The organism is Rhizobium sp. MHM7A, from assembly GCF_005862215.1.
GTDB lineage: Bacteria > Pseudomonadota > Alphaproteobacteria > Rhizobiales > Rhizobiaceae > Rhizobium > Rhizobium bangladeshense.
Window position 1 is genome coordinate 13,408 of sequence record NZ_VCHT01000014.1, and the last position, 14,336, is coordinate 27,743.

The following is a 14,336-nucleotide window of genomic DNA, read 5'->3' on the forward strand; positions in this document are numbered from 1 at the left end:
TCTACTATTTCCTGGCGCCCGACAGGATAGGCACGGCAGGTGAAGGGAGGTTCAGTCGAAAAACCCTGAATCCTCTTCCATCAGATATTTCCTGGCCCCTTCCGCGTCGATGTCGAGCCCCAGCCCCGGCGCTTCCAGCAGGTCGATCATGCTGTCCTTGACGATCTGCGACGGCAGGCCGATGACAAGGTCCTCCCACCACGGGTCGGACGCGGTGGGATATTCGAAAGCGATGTAATTTGCCGGCAACGTGGCGCAGACGTTGATCAACGCGCCGAGGCCGAGCAGCCCGTTAGCCGTGCCGTGCGGGGCCATCAGGATCGAGTGCATGTAAGCGTGCTCAGCCACCCATTTAAGCTCGGCAATCCCGCCAATGTCGGCTGGGTCGGGGCCGATGACGCGGACCGCCTGCGTCTCGATCAATTCCTTAAAATTGTGCCTGAGGTAGATCTGCTCACCGGTATGGATCGGGGTCGAGGTGGAGGTCGTCAGCTCCCGATAGGCCTGCGGGTTGACCCACGGCACGTAGTCTCCTGTCAGCATGTCCTCGAGCCACATCAAATTGTACTTCTCCACCGCGCGAGCAAACCTGATCGCATCGGGCAGCATCCAGCCCGGGCCGCAGTCGAGCGCCAGGCTGACTTTGTCGCCCAACACTTCCTTCATCGCGATCACACAGTCGAGCATATGGTTGAAGCCGCGCTCGCTGATCACGCCCTGGTCCATGGCACCGTGATAACCGGCCTTCTTCTGCGTCACACCGTAGTGGAAGTCCTCGATGGTGTCCTTCATGTTGGAGTGGAACGAGATTCCTTGCTTGATCATGAAGAAGTTCTGGGGCTGCTCCATCATCCACTTGACGTCAGCGGCGTAGTCTTCCGGCCGATCGCCAGTGCGTTTCTGGCGAACCGAGCCGTTGTAGACGCGCACTTTGTCCCGTACCTTGCCGCCGAGCAGTTTATAGACGGGCACGCCCGCGGCCTTGCCGGCAATATCCCACAGCGCATGCTCGATCGCGCTCACCGCCGCACCGTACGGCTTGAAGGAGCCGCGTTGACGGATCTTCAGCATCACTCTCTCCACGTCAGTCGGATCCTCGCCGATCAGCGCCTCACGGAAATGCAGCACAAAGGGCTTGAGGTATGACTTCGTGAATTCGACTTCGCCCAGGCCATAGAGGCCCTCGTCCGTGATGATCCGCACGATCGGGTGTCTACCGATAACGGCACAGCGGAGATCGGTGATCTTCATCTTCTTTCTTTGCCTCAGCTCCAGGTGCGATCCCAGGAATACTCATCGTCCCAGTGATCCGTAGGTTGCCAGATGCCGGCGACGCCCGGCTGCAGATGCTCTGAGATCACCTCGTCGACGACATCGTCGATGCCAAGGCCCGGCTTATCCGAAACAGTGATGAAGCCGTTTTTCACCAGCGGCTTGGGAAGGCCGGTGACGATATCGTCCCACCAGTCGACATCGGCGGAATGGTATTCGAGCGCCATGAAATTTTCGGTTGCTGTCGCGACATGTGCGGCGGCCATCGCGGCGATCGGGCTTTCTGCCATGTGGATGGCCATGGCGACACCTCGGTCCTGCGCCATGTCGCCGATCTTCTTGGTCTCGAGGATACCTCCACTGGAGAGCAGGTCAGGGTGGATAACGGAGACACCGCCGCTGTTCAGCAGCGGCTCGAAGCCCTCCTTGAGGTATATATCCTCGCCGGTGCAGATCGGGACCGTGGTGGCGTCCTGGAGCTGTCGGTATTGCTCGGTATACTGCCATGGGATCACATCCTCGAGCCAGGCCGGCACATATTTCTCGATTCGCCTGGCAAGGCGGATGCCATTCTGCATCGAGATATGGCCGATATGATCGATCGCCAGCGGCACATCCATGCCGATGACCTCACGGACCTCGGCGATGTATTGCTCAAGCAGGTCGAGGCCCTTGTCCGAAAAGTGCAGGCCGGTAAACGGGTGCTGGATGTTATGCTGATCGTAAGCAGCGTTGCGGGTCCGTCGCTCCTCTATCGTCTTCAGCGGCCCCCGAACGGGACTGTTTCGGTACCCCTCCAGTGAACCGGCAGGAAAGACGACCGCACCGGGGACATCAGCGATCTGCATCAGACCCAGATCCATCTTGAGGAAGGTGAAGCCGAGCTCCATGCGCTGCTTGAGGCGCCTGCCGGTTGCGGTGCCGCTCGCCACAGCGGCGTCGGTATCGCAATAGACGCGCACTTTCTCCCGAAAACGGCCGCCAAGCATCTGGTAGATGGGGACGCCATAAGCTTTTCCGGCAAGATCCCACAAGGCGATTTCAACCGCCGATACGCCGCCACCTTGCCGGCCGTGGCCACCGAACTGCTTGATCCGGCGAAACAGGCGGTCGATGTCGCAAGGATTTTCGCCAAGCAACCGGCTCTTCAGCATCAGCGCGTAGGTAGCGCTGGCACCGTCGCGCACCTCGCCCAGCCCGACGATGCCCTGGTTCGTGTAAATCTTGAGCAGCACTGAGGCGAACGGCGCTCCGGTAATTTCGGCTACCCGCATGTCGGTGATGCGAAGGTCTGAGGGCTTGGAATGCGTGTTCACCCGATTGAGCGCCTCGTCGGCTGAATATGCCTCTGGCATGACTTTTCCTCGTTCTGGTGGGGAGCCCATCGCCGCACGCTGGGGCGGCCGAGAGCGGTGCTGGCTAGTCGAGTTCTATCTCATGGTTTTGAAGGTATTCGCGGTTCATCTCAACGCCGAGACCAGGCTTGAGCGTAAGCGTGAGGTTGCCGTTGGAAACATCGAGCGGTGTGTCGATCAGGTGATCGTATTTGCCGAGGTTCCACTCTGACGTTTCAAGCTTGTAGAAATTCGGAACGGTCATCATCACCTGCGCTCCGGCAACCACGTTGATCGGCCCTGCGGCGTCATGCGGCGAGACGGGAATGTAGTAGGCTTCGCACAGGGCAGAAATCTTCTTGAGTTCAGTAATGCCGCCGGTCCAGGTGACATCAGGCATGATGTAGTCGGCGAGCCTTTTTTCGAGCACCGGCACGAAATCCCATTTCGTGTGGCCGCGCTCGCCCCACGAGATAGGGGCGCTGACCTTCTCGCGGACCTGTCTGAGAGCGTTGAGGCTCTCGGGCGGACAGGGCTCCTCGAACCAGTCGATCTGACCGGCTTCCTCGAGACTGCGGCAAAGGCGAATGGCGGTGGGAACGTCGAACCGGCCATGCGCATCGATGAGGATGTCGACATCAGGGCCCGCCGTTTCGCGGATCAGAGCAGTGAGTTCGGCGGCCTCACGCTCATCCTTACGCGTCATGCTGCCATCGAGGTAGCCATTTCGTTGTTCGCGAGGCTGTCCATCGGCGGCGCTGCCCTGGTACGGGAAAGGATCGAATTTGAGCGCCGTGTGGCCGGACTCGACGATGTCTCGAATTTCCCTTACCACCGCCTCCTTGCTGGTAAACTTGGCCTGGTTGGGATGGGTGTAAAGGGCAATTTGGTCGCGTACCGGTCCGCCCAAGAGCTCATATATCGGCTTGCCGAGGACTTTGCCCCGGATGTCCCAGAGGGCTATGTCGATGGCGCTTACGCATTCGACGGCGGCGCCGCGGCTGCCCATGTAGGTGAAGCTGCGGAAAACCTTGTGCCAAAGATACTCGATGCGCGCCGGGTCCTCGCCCATCAAAGCGGCGCCGATCTGCCGCAAGATCGTGCAGAGGGCCCGATTGGCAAGCCTTGTCGTGGTGGTGATCTCTCCCCAACCGCTCACCCCTTCGTCGGTCGTGACTTCGACAAACAGAAACTCTCCCCAATAAGATGCATCCGATCTGATGAGCCACGGCCGAACGTTGGTGATTTTCATCTCAACTGCCTCTAACTGAATTTTTCCGGCTAACGTTATTCATGACAAATCTTCTATCCTGCGCGAGCGGCGTTGCGGGCACGCATGTGTTCGAGGATGTGCCGGCCTGAGCCCTCGACGTGGCTTGCAATAAGTTCGGCGGCCTCGTTCGCCCTGCCGGCTTTGACATGCGCGATAAGCTCGCGATGCTCGCTCAGGATCGCTGCACGCCGGGCAAGCGTAAAATCGAAACGGCGGCTCACGGCTCGAAGCACTTCGCGATGCTTCCACCAAAGCTCGGCAGCATGGCGGTTGTAGTGCTTCCGGTACATGACGGTATGAAACGCTGTGTCCAGTTCGCTGTGTCTTACCGTGTCGGTAAAGTTGTTCTCTTCAATGAGGCCTTGGATTCGTTCGAGTTCAGCGATGTCCTCCACCGTGGCCATATTCACGAACCATCGCGTCAACGACGGCTCGATCAAAACGCCGATCTCGTAGATATCCCGAACAAAGTCCTGATCGATGGGCCGGACACGCGCCCCGCGGTTGGGAACGAAGGTGACAAAACCCTCCCCGCGCAAAAGTTGCAAAGCCTCCCGCACGGGGTTGGTCGAGGTGCCGTGGCGCCGGGCGAGATCGGTGATGACGAGCCGCTCGTTGGCCGCGAGCCGCCCTTCGATGATGTCTTCCCTGATCAGTTGGTAAACAGACGCGCCCTCGCTCGAGGCCCCTGTAGCGTCGATCCCCTCAGGGGGCTGTGCTTTGAATTCACTTGTTTCGGCCAAGACTGTCCCCAATCCATACATGCATTCATCGGATATCATGCGAAACTTCTCAAAACAATGTACGATTTCTCTGGTTGACAGACAATCTTTGACATGAAAATGTATGATAAGGTCGAAGGGATACATTAGGTGGGAGAATCCCACGGCCTGGGAGCAAGACCGCTCGCCTCGATGCAGAGCGGCTTGGAGAAAACCTGGGAGGATCCCTATGACGAGTCTTTCACTCGGCGGTGTCGTCGTGCGCGGCACCGTATCTACTGCTTTGATGGTATCGTTGATGTCCGTGCCTGCGCTCAGCGCGCCGGTCGACTTGAGCCAATGGTCACCGCAATATGTGCGCTCCATCGCCGGCACGCAGGAGTTCGACACGGCGGCCGATTGCGGCAAGGTCACCCCCCTCGACTATAAGGGGCGGCTGACATTCTGGTATCAGGGCGTGTTCGAGGGCGACCCCGACCTCCTGCGCCAGTATTACAAGGAGTTCTTCGAGAACTTCCGCAAGACCTACCCAAACATCCAGCTTGAGGAACAAGCCCTCACCTATAACGACCTGCTGGACAAGTTCCGGACCGCGCTCCTTGGCAATGCAGCGCCCATGGCGGTCCGCCTGCAAATCCTGGGCGGCACCGAGTTCGCCGCAAAGGGTTATCTCGAGCCGCTCAAACCCGAAGATGTCGGGTATTCGACCGAGGATTTCTGGCCGGGCGCAATGAAGGCCGTAACCTGGGAAGGGGTAACTTACGGCATTCCGACCAACAACGAGACGATGGCGTTCATCTGGAACGCCGACATCTTCAAGCGTGCAGGCCTCGATCCCGACAAGGCTCCGGCGACCTGGGACGACGTCGTCAAGTATTCCAAGCAGATCCACGACAAGCTCGGCGTTGCCGGTTACGGTCTCGTGGCTCGCAAGAATGCCGGCAATACGCCGTACCGCTTCATGCCGCAGCTGTGGGCCTATGGCGGCGGCGTCTTCGACGAAGCGACCGCCAACCCGACCTATAAGGAGGTCCAGCTCAACAGCCCGCAGAGCAAGGCGGCATTGCAAGCCTCCTACGATATGTATGTTCGCGACAAGTCGGTTCCGGTTTCGGCGCTCACCAACCAGCAGGCCGACAACCAGCCCCTCTTCCTCGCTGGCCAGCTCGGCATGATGATCTCGCACCCGTCCGACTACAACGTCATGCTCGACCTGCAGAAGAAGACGACGGGCAGCGACAAGGAAAAAGCGCAGACCGTCATCGACAACATGCGCTACGGCCTCATTCCGACCGGCCCCGATGGAAAGCGTGCCGTCGTGTTTGGCGGCTCCAACATCCACATCCTGAAGCCCGAATATGTCGAGGGCGGCAAGGTAGACGAGCCGGCTGCAAAGGCCATAATCTGCATGTGGACGAGCCCCGAATGGTCGCTGAAGATGGCCTATGCCGGCTCGAACCCGGGAAACCTTAACGGCTTCAAGACCAAGTGGATGAAGGAACGTCTGGACAGTATCAAGTTCCTTGATGTCACGACGTCGATGCTGCCTTACGGAATCCCGTTCCCGGCACTGCCACAGTCCCCCGAGATCATGAACATCATCGTCCCTGATATGCTGCAGAATGCCCTGACCGGAGCCATGACCGTCGACCAGGCAGCGGATGACGCGGCCAAGAAGGTCAAGGACCTGATGGACGGCGGACTCTAGTCCAAGCCTGACGATCTGACCGGCTGCACCTCGATTGCAGCCGGTTTGTTCCGAAGAATAAGGGCACCGCACAGTGACGATCTTGACTGGCAAGGCCGAGGCTCGGCGAAGACTGCAACCCGATCGGGCCGGCGCGCTGCGAAAGATTTGGGAGCATCGCGCTGACTACGCGTACGTGCTGCCTGCGCTCGCCGTGATGCTCATCGTCATTGCGTACCCGATCTACTACACGATCGAGCTGTCGTTCTTTAATACACCGCCCGCCTTGCAGCTCCGGGACAAAATCTTCGTCGGTTTCGAGAACTACATCGCCATCCTCACAAGTCCGGTGTTCTGGACGGTCACCTGGAACACTCTCACTTGGACACTGGCATCCACTTTGATCGCATTTGTCCTAGGATTTGCCTGCGCCCTGGCGCTCAACCGTGACTTTGTCGGCCGCGGCGTCCTGCGCGCGGTCCTCATCATCCCCTGGGTCATCAGCGCGGTCGCCGCGTCCTATATCTGGAAGTGGATCTACCATTCGGACTTTGGAATAATCGGCGCGGTGCTGGTCGGCCTCGGATGGGCCGACCGGCCGCCGAATTTCATCGACAGCGTCGGCACGGTGCTGCCCTCGTTGATCGTCGTCAATATCTGGCGAGAGTTTCCCTTTGCAATGATCATGATGATGGCTGGCCTGCAGACGGTTCCCGACCAGTTGCTGCGCGCCGCAAAAGTCGACGGAGCCAATGCATGGCAGCGATTCTGGCACGTCACATTTCCGCACTTGAGAAATGTCTCGACGGTGACGATTCTTCTGCTGGCAGTGGCCAACTTCAATTCCTTCATCATCCCCTGGATCATGACCGGCGGCGGACCGTCGAACGCATCGCATATCTGGATCACCCACATTTATGAACTCGCCTTCGGCCGCCAGCGCTGGGGGGTGGCATCGGCCTATTCGGTGCTGCTGTTCTTGATCCTGATGGCGCTCGGCTACTTCTACGTCCGTGCGCTGACCGGCAACGAGCAGAAGGACGGGAGCAAATGAGCACAATTGCCGAGACTACTCATCGGCGCCTGACCCATCGCCGTACGCGCATCGATGGGTGGCGGTGGGGCGGACGTATATTCCTGGTGTTCATGCTGCTTTACACCGCATTACCGATGATCTGGATGCTGAGCACCTCGATCAAGTCCGGCTTCGCGGCCATGCAATTTCCGCCGCAATGGTGGCCGGACCAACCCACCCTCGCCAGCTATCAGAAGCTGCTCGATCCGCAAAACAGCGTCGGCCAGGACTTCTTGCGCTTCTTCTGGAACAGCCTTTTCGTGTCCACCGCCACGACCATCCTTTCAGTGATCGTGGCGGTTCCTGCGGCCTACGCGTTTTCGCGCTTCACATTCCCGGGCCGGAACTTTCTGTTCTTCGCCGTCTTGCTTCGCAACATGTTCCCGGCAGTGATCTTTCTCGTGCCGCTCTTCATCCTGATGCGCGCGATCGGGCTCGTGAACACGCACGGATCGCTTGTCCTCACCTACCTCACATTCGGCCTGCCGCTGGCAATCTGGCTCCTCAAGGGATTCTACGACAACATCCCGGTGCAACTCGAGCAAGCGGCGCGCATCGACGGGGCGACGCGGTTCCAGGCATTTGTCCGGATCGTGATGCCGCTCTCGGCGCCAGGAATCATCGCCACGGCGATCTATTCCTTCATCGGCGCGTGGAACGAGTACATCTACGCCTACACCTTCCTCTCCAAGAACGAGCAGCTGACTCTGCCGGTCGGCATCCAGCGCTTCTTTTCGGAAAATACAACGGACTTTCCGGGCCTGATGGCGGCCAGCTTCATGATGAGCGTGCCCGTCGTCGTCCTGTTCCTCGTCCTGCAGCGATACTTCGTACGCGCCCTCACCGAAGGCGCAGTCAAGCACTAGGGAGTTGCCGGTGGCCCACGTGGTCCTCAAAGATCTGGTCAAGACATATGGCAGCTTCAAAGCTGTCAACAAAGTTTCGCTGACGGTCAACGACGGCGAATTCGTTGCGCTCGTCGGCCCTTCAGGCTGCGGCAAGACAACCACGCTCAATCTTGTAGCGGGGCTCATCCCCATCACATCTGGCGACATCGTCATCGGCGACCGGGTGGTCAATGACCTCGATCCCAAGGACCGGGACATCGCGATGGTGTTCCAGAACTACGCGCTCTATCCGCAGAAATCGGTCTACAAAAATCTGGCGTTCCCGCTGCAGATGCGCAAATTGCCAAGGGACGAGATCGACAAGAAGGTCAAGGAAGCAGCGCGAGTGCTCGACATGACGCAACTGCTCGAGCGCAAGCCGCGCGAACTTTCGGGCGGGCAACAGCAGCGCGTGGCGCTGGGCCGTGCCCTCGTTCGCGATCCGGCTGTATTCCTGATGGATGAACCGCTGTCCAACCTCGACGCAAAGTTGCGCGTGCAGATGCGGTCGGAGATCAAGCGTTTTCACCAGGACCTCAAGGCGACGATCATCTACGTGACGCACGACCAGCTCGAAGCGGTTACCATGGCCGACAGGATGGCGGTGATGAACGGCGGCTACCTGCAGCAATACGATTCACCGGCGCAGATCTTTGCCCATCCGGTGAACATGTTCGTCGCCAGCTTCGTCGGCAGCCCGGCGATGAGCCTTATCCCACTGGAGGCATCAACGGCAAACGGCAACACCGTGTTGACCAGTGCGGAGGGCTGGCGCCTCGATCTTTCGCCAACCAACGCCCGGAAGGTCGAGAGGGCAACAACCAGGAAAGTCGTGCTCGGCGCACGTCACTCGACAATCAAGCTGCACAAGAGTGCGGTGCCTGGAAGCATTCCTGCCAAGGCCTACACGGTGGAGCCGACCGGAGACGTCACCTTCGTACAGGCGTTCCTGTCCGGCGCCCTCGTCAATGTCAGCGTGCCGCCGACAATCGCCGTCGCGCCCGACGAACAGATTTGGCTCGAGTTCGATCAGGAGCGGATGCATCTGTTCGACGGCGAAACGGAAATGGCGCTGAAGGCCAACTGAGACCCTGGCGGATGCGCGTGAAACGAGGGCGTGGATGACGAAGCTTAAAATCAAGGCGATCAAGCCCTATCCTGTATGGGTTGGAACGCGCAACCAGATGCTGGTCAAGGTGGAGACCGACGACGGCATCTTCGGTTGGGGCGAGAGCGGTTTGAGCGGTCGCGAGAAGGCCGTGGCCGGGGCGATCGAGCATTTTCGCGAATTTCTCATCGGCCGCGACGCGATGCAGATTGGTCGGATTTGGCAGGAAATTTATCGCAGCCAATACTTCGAAGGCGGGCGCGTTCTGCAGGCGGCGATTTCGGCCATCGACATTGCCCTTCACGACATCAAGGGCAAGGCGCTGGGGGTTCCGGCGTACGAACTGCTGGGCGGCAAGCAGCGCGACCGCATTCCTACCTTCGCCTCGACCGGCGACGAGGCGGAGGGCGAGGTCGCCATCGAACGCGCCCGCGAACTACGAGCACAAGGGTGGCAGGCGATCCGCTTCTTCCCCATCGGGCAAAACAGCAAGGACATCTTTGAGCCGCGGGAGTCGATCGGCGCTACCGCAGCGATGCTGAACAAGGCGCGCGAGGCAATGGGCGACGACGTCGTCCTCGGCATCGATTATCATCATCGCCTGTCGGTGGCAGAGGCGGCGAGCTTCTGCAACAAGCTCGGCCGTGGCGTGCTTGATTTCCTCGAGGAGCCGATACGAGACGAGACACCAGAGGCCTACGAATCCCTGCGCACGATGACCGACATCCCGTTCGCGATCGGCGAGGAATTTGCCAGCAAGTGGCAATTCCTGCCTTACATCGAGCGAGGCATCCATCAGTTCAACCGGCTCGATGTTTGCAATGTGGGCGGGCTCACCGAAGCGATGAAGGTCGCTGGTTGGAGCGAGGCGCACTACGTGGACCTGATGCCGCACAATCCCCTCGGCCCCGTCTGCACGGCCGCGACCATTCATCTCGCCGCAGCGGTACCGAATTTCGCCTGGCTCGAGACCAGGTCGCCCGAAGCAAAGCTAGGCTTCGACAATTCCGACTTCTTCCCCGTGCAACCACGGCTCGACGGCCCCGAATATCCGGTCAGCCATCTGCCGGGGCTTGGCGTCGAGGTCAACGAAGAGGCCGTCAAGGCTGAGAGTTTTCGTTTCTGGGAAGCGCCTCACCTGAAGCGCCGCGACGGTTCTGTCACTAACTGGTAGTTTCATCCACCGGAGCCTAAAATGACGCATACGCCCGATATTACGCGTCCGCCGAGAGACTTGATCGACGCACTGAAGGAGATCGGCGCCGCGACCATTGCCGGTACGCTCGGCCACATGGGCTTCCGCAATCCGCATATGCTCGGCCCTGTATCGCAGAGCCGCGGGAAGTCGATCGTCGGCCCGGCCCTGACGCTTCAGTTCCTGCCGCAGCGGCCGGACCTTTTCACCGAGGGAGAATATGCAGATCCGGAGACGCAGTTGCACCGGCACGTGCTTTATCACGTGCAGGAGGGGGATGTGGTCGTGGTCGACGCGCGCGGCGACATGAGCTCGGGCGTCTTTGGCGATATGATGTCGACGTATTTCAAGGGCAGAGGCGGCGCTGGAATCGTGATCGATGGGTGCATGCGCGATCGGCCCAATGTCGAAAAGCTCGATCTCGCGCTCTGGCTACGCGGCTGGACGCCCAACTACCATGTCCAGACGAGCATCTATCCGAACGCCGTCAACGTTGCGATTGCCTGCGGAGGTGTCACCGTTATACCCGGAGACATCATCGTCGCCGACGATGACGGGGTGGTGGTGCTTCCGGTCGCTATGGCCCCGATGGTAATCGAAGAATCCCAAAAGCATCACGATTGGGAGGAGTTTTCTCGGGCGAAGCTTATGGAGGGCGGGTCGCTGCAGCGCTACTACCCGCTTCATGACGATGCCCGCGCAGAGTACGAAGAGTGGCGCAAAACAAACCGCTTAGGCACAGCTTAGCCGATGGATTGCCCCAGGTGGACGGCGAACGTTCTGGAACAGCGCCGGATGAGCCGATGTCACCTAACGGATTCCAGCTGTCGTCGCAGCGTGGGCTCGCCTACATCTACCGAACGAACGGCGAAGGGATAGGCAAGAAACTTTTGAAAGAAGGCTTCGCGCGCACCTAGAGCCCCGAAGCAGCGAAACGACTGATGTCACTAAGTGGAACCACGGGCAGCCTTGTTTGTCCGCCATCGTACGGGAACTGCATTGGTACAATCAGGTTATTTAACCGGATCGCGGGAGAAAGACAGTAATTTTCGATCGCTGGCTGCCTTCCTCCTGGCGATCCACCCCTGCCAGAGTTGGGTCGTGCGGAGGCAATTTCTCGGTCCGCTCCCAAGCGACAATCGCGCGACCCTCCTCGGCAACGGCACTCAGCCGCGGTGGATGGACACCATCACGCCGGCCTCTCAAAAACATCAGTCGAACCAACGGGGAAGATCGGGGCCAACTTGCTCACGGAAGGCTTCGCTCGAGCGTGTCCTTACCAAAACGAATGCCGGCAAAGTCCCGGCCGCGGCGTGCTCGTTTCGATCAGCTTCTGATGGCGATGCGTTTGACCTGTGACTGCGCCTTTCGGTCTTAGGCAGAGTGACGGTGAGAACGCCGTTTCTGCAGGATCGATGCCGAGCGGGCAGTGGCGAAAAACTCGGCCTCGATCTGCTCTCATAATGCCGAGATTGTTGACGAGGATATCGACCGAACGCTCGGCCTTGGCAATGATCGCGGCACCTTCGGCGCTGGCTGCATCCGCGACAACCCCGATGATGTCAGAATCAGCGGACGCCTTGATATCGGCAATCGCGCTGTCGGGCTTCTTGCGGTCGCGTCCCGTAATGACGACGGGAGCGCCCTCGCCGGCACTATTGCCTGAACGGAGGATCATCAATGCCGCGGATTCCGATGGAACGCTCCGGCGAATGTAAGTGTTTGCACGCGTAGTGCAGGACGGGGGATTCTCCGCTGCCGCCCGCAATCTCGACATCGCTCCGTCGGCTGTGAGTAAATTGATCGCACGCCTGGAAGCGAGGCTCGGCACGCGTCTTCTGGTGCGGACAACTCGCGCTCTGACGCTCACGGAAGAAGGTGAGGCCTATCATCATGCCGCGCTGAGGATCCTGCAGGCTGAATGACGCGGATCAGCAGGCGGCGGGAGGCGCCGCGCGAGGGCGGCTTAGGATCAAAACGACAATTCCGTTCGGCACGATGTTCGTGGCGCCGGTGGTGCCGGAGTTCATCGCGCGGAAGCGCTTCGCGATAATTCCAATGCTCCCAGGAGGCAAACCGACGCGGTAAGTCGACCATGTTGCTTCATCCGTTGAGGAGGTTACCTTGCCAGAACGTGATCGCCAAAATCGCCGAATAGGTGAGATGATGAGCCAACTGATCGGCGCCATGCAACACCCAAAATGAACGCCCAGCCGGCCGGCGAACTTCTCAGGTATCTGGGCGTCTACTACACGATAAGCACGGCGTCGCATTTCGCCGTCGGCGCGCGCTTCATCTGCCAGCCGGGTGCAGCCGAGTTCGCTCGATTTCACCACTAAATCGCAAAAAGCCCCGCGGCCGTTGCCACCGCGGGGCTCTCGACGCCTCACCCGGGAGAGGGGATCAGGCCGCCTGGACTTTACGGTTTGTGCGGGCCCATTCGGGCAGCCAGTCGCCGTGGGCGGCGAGCAGGTCGTCGACCAGCGACCAGATCTGGTCTAGGTCGAGTTCGGCCGCCGTATGCGGGTCCATCATCGCGGCGTGGTAGATGTGCTCGCGATTTTCGGTCATCAGCGCCTGCACCGTCAGTTCCTGCACGTTGATATTGGTGCGCATCAGCGCCGTCAGCTGCGGCGGCAGATCGCCGATGAAGGTCGGCTGGATGCCAGAGGCGTCGACCAGGCAGGGCACTTCGGCAGCGCAATTTTCCGGCAGCGAGGTGATGCAGCCATTGTTGCGGAGATTGCCGTAGATGACAGAGGGTTCGCCGGTCCAGACCGAGTTGATGATCGAGGAGGCATATTCCTTCGACGGCGTCACCTCGATCTTATCAGCTGAACGATAGGCCTCGGCCTGGCCCTTCCAGCGCTCGATCTGCTCGATGCAGCGCTTCGGATATTCATCGAGCGGGATGCCGAATTTCTCGATCAGGTCCTCGCGGCCCTCCTTGATGAAATAGGGCGTGTATTCCGCGAAATGCTCCGAGCTTTCGGTGACGAAATAGCCGAGCCTGGTCAGCATCTCGTAGCGCACCTTGTTCGGGCAGCGCGGGTTCCAGCCGGGCTTCGGCGCCCTGCCCTCGCGATAGCCGCGCAGGAGATCGGGATAGAGGTTGCGGTAGGAGCCATCGGCCTGGCGATGCTCGAATTTGAGATAGAAGGCCATGTGGTTGATGCCGGCGGCGCGGTAGCGGATCTCCTCGTAGGGAATGTCGAGATCGTGGGCGAGCTCCATCGCCGTGCCCTGCACCGAATGGCAGAGGCCCACCTGGCGGATCGTCGGATATTTCTCCGATATCGCCCAGGTGTTGATTGCCATCGGGTTGACATATTGCAGCATGATCGCCTCGGGGCAGACGGCCAGCATGTCCTCGCAGACCTTCCAGAGATGCGGCACGGTGCGAAGCCCGCGCATGATGCCGCCGACGCCGAGCGTATCGGCGATCGTCTGGCGCAGCCCGTATTTCTTCGGCACCTCGAAGTCGGTGACGGTGCAGGGTTCGTAGCCGCCGATCTGAAAGGCGACGACGACGAAATCGGCGCCTGAAAGCGCCTTGCGCTGATCGGAATAGGTCTCGGCCTTGGCCTTGACGCCGAGCGTCGAGATCAGCTTGTTGACGACGATGGCGCTTTCCTCAAGCCGCTGCGGATTGAGATCCATCAGCGCGATCGTCGCGCCCGAGAGTGCGGGACGCTGCAGCACGTCGCCGATGATGTTCTTCATGAAGACGGTGGAGCCAGCTCCGATGAAGGTGATTTTGGGATTTCCTGCCATTATAGCCTC

At 59.8% G+C, this 14,336-nt stretch carries 12 protein-coding genes and 2 pseudogenes; 9 read left to right on the forward strand and 5 right to left on the reverse strand.

Annotated elements, in window-relative coordinates:
• Positions 1-51 precede the first annotated feature (51 nt).
• From FFR93_RS31595 to FFR93_RS31610, 4 genes are all read right to left on the reverse strand, one after another.
• Entirely contained in the window at positions 52-1,251 is a 1,200-nt protein-coding gene (locus FFR93_RS31595; RefSeq protein WP_138396096.1) for a mandelate racemase/muconate lactonizing enzyme family protein, read from the reverse strand.
• A 14-nt stretch (positions 1,252-1,265) separates the two neighbouring features.
• Complete coding sequence (locus tag FFR93_RS31600; protein WP_138396097.1) at positions 1,266-2,627, reverse strand: mandelate racemase/muconate lactonizing enzyme family protein; 1,362 nt, start codon at positions 2,625-2,627, stop codon at positions 1,266-1,268.
• A 64-nt stretch (positions 2,628-2,691) separates the two neighbouring features.
• Positions 2,692-3,858 carry a mandelate racemase/muconate lactonizing enzyme family protein gene (locus tag FFR93_RS31605; RefSeq protein WP_138396098.1) on the reverse strand — a complete coding sequence of 389 codons (1,167 nt, stop codon included), beginning with the start codon at positions 3,856-3,858 and terminating at the stop codon, positions 2,692-2,694.
• A 53-nt stretch (positions 3,859-3,911) separates the two neighbouring features.
• Complete coding sequence (locus FFR93_RS31610; RefSeq protein ID WP_138396224.1) at positions 3,912-4,622, reverse strand: GntR family transcriptional regulator; 711 nt, start codon at positions 4,620-4,622, stop codon at positions 3,912-3,914.
• Positions 4,623-4,830: 208 nt separating this feature from the next.
• On the opposite strand from FFR93_RS31610, the gene FFR93_RS31615 reads away from it, so the two are divergent.
• The 9 genes and pseudogenes from FFR93_RS31615 to FFR93_RS31655 all read left to right on the forward strand — a co-directional run.
• Positions 4,831-6,309, forward strand: coding sequence for a sugar ABC transporter substrate-binding protein (locus tag FFR93_RS31615; protein WP_064707278.1), 1,479 nt, complete (start codon positions 4,831-4,833; stop codon positions 6,307-6,309).
• Positions 6,310-6,382: 73 nt separating this feature from the next.
• Positions 6,383-7,342, forward strand: coding sequence for a sugar ABC transporter permease (locus FFR93_RS31620; RefSeq protein WP_138396099.1), 960 nt, complete (start codon positions 6,383-6,385; stop codon positions 7,340-7,342).
• Positions 7,339-8,229 carry a carbohydrate ABC transporter permease gene (locus FFR93_RS31625; RefSeq protein WP_138396100.1) on the forward strand — a complete coding sequence of 297 codons (891 nt, stop codon included), beginning with the start codon at positions 7,339-7,341 and terminating at the stop codon, positions 8,227-8,229. Before FFR93_RS31620 ends, FFR93_RS31625 begins: the two co-directional genes overlap by 4 nt.
• Positions 8,230-8,239: 10 nt before the next feature.
• Positions 8,240-9,337, forward strand: a complete 1,098-nt coding sequence (locus FFR93_RS31630; RefSeq protein ID WP_138396101.1) for an ABC transporter ATP-binding protein — start codon at positions 8,240-8,242, stop codon at positions 9,335-9,337.
• Positions 9,338-9,371: 34 nt separating this feature from the next.
• Positions 9,372-10,532: a mandelate racemase/muconate lactonizing enzyme family protein gene (locus FFR93_RS31635; protein ID WP_138396102.1), complete on the forward strand. Its 1,161-nt coding sequence runs from the start codon at positions 9,372-9,374 to the stop codon at positions 10,530-10,532.
• 21 nt (positions 10,533-10,553) lie between these two features.
• Positions 10,554-11,300, forward strand: a complete 747-nt coding sequence (locus tag FFR93_RS31640; RefSeq protein ID WP_138396103.1) for a ribonuclease activity regulator RraA — start codon at positions 10,554-10,556, stop codon at positions 11,298-11,300.
• Between the two features lie 104 nt (positions 11,301-11,404).
• Positions 11,405-11,495, forward strand: a pseudogene (locus FFR93_RS41650) (thermonuclease family protein); the annotation flags it as partial.
• 487 nt (positions 11,496-11,982) lie between these two features.
• Complete coding sequence (locus FFR93_RS41085; RefSeq protein WP_171049285.1) at positions 11,983-12,219, forward strand: hypothetical protein; 237 nt, start codon at positions 11,983-11,985, stop codon at positions 12,217-12,219.
• 14 nt (positions 12,220-12,233) lie between these two features.
• Positions 12,234-12,590 (forward strand): annotated as a pseudogene (locus FFR93_RS31655) (LysR family transcriptional regulator); the annotation flags it as partial.
• A 366-nt stretch (positions 12,591-12,956) separates the two neighbouring features.
• Here FFR93_RS31655 and FFR93_RS31660 read toward each other — a convergent pair.
• Entirely contained in the window at positions 12,957-14,327 is a 1,371-nt protein-coding gene (locus FFR93_RS31660; protein WP_138396104.1) for an alpha-glucosidase/alpha-galactosidase, read from the reverse strand.
• Positions 14,328-14,336 lie beyond the last annotated feature (9 nt).

What these genes read in the sequence shown, in the direction of transcription:
- FFR93_RS31595 (WP_138396096.1), bottom strand. Translation starts at nt 1,251, where the DNA reads ATGAAGATCACCGATCTCCGCTGTGCCGTTATCGGTAGACACCCGATC.
- FFR93_RS31600 (WP_138396097.1), bottom strand. Translation starts at nt 2,627, where the DNA reads ATGCCAGAGGCATATTCAGCCGACGAGGCGCTCAATCGGGTGAACACG.
- FFR93_RS31605 (WP_138396098.1), bottom strand. Translation starts at nt 3,858, where the DNA reads ATGAAAATCACCAACGTTCGGCCGTGGCTCATCAGATCGGATGCATCT.
- FFR93_RS31615 (WP_064707278.1), top strand. Translation starts at nt 4,831, where the DNA reads ATGACGAGTCTTTCACTCGGCGGTGTCGTCGTGCGCGGCACCGTATCT.
- FFR93_RS31625 (WP_138396100.1), top strand. Translation starts at nt 7,339, where the DNA reads ATGAGCACAATTGCCGAGACTACTCATCGGCGCCTGACCCATCGCCGT.
- FFR93_RS31635 (WP_138396102.1), top strand. Translation starts at nt 9,372, where the DNA reads ATGACGAAGCTTAAAATCAAGGCGATCAAGCCCTATCCTGTATGGGTT.
- FFR93_RS31640 (WP_138396103.1), top strand. Translation starts at nt 10,554, where the DNA reads ATGACGCATACGCCCGATATTACGCGTCCGCCGAGAGACTTGATCGAC.
- FFR93_RS31660 (WP_138396104.1), bottom strand. Translation starts at nt 14,327, where the DNA reads ATGGCAGGAAATCCCAAAATCACCTTCATCGGAGCTGGCTCCACCGTC.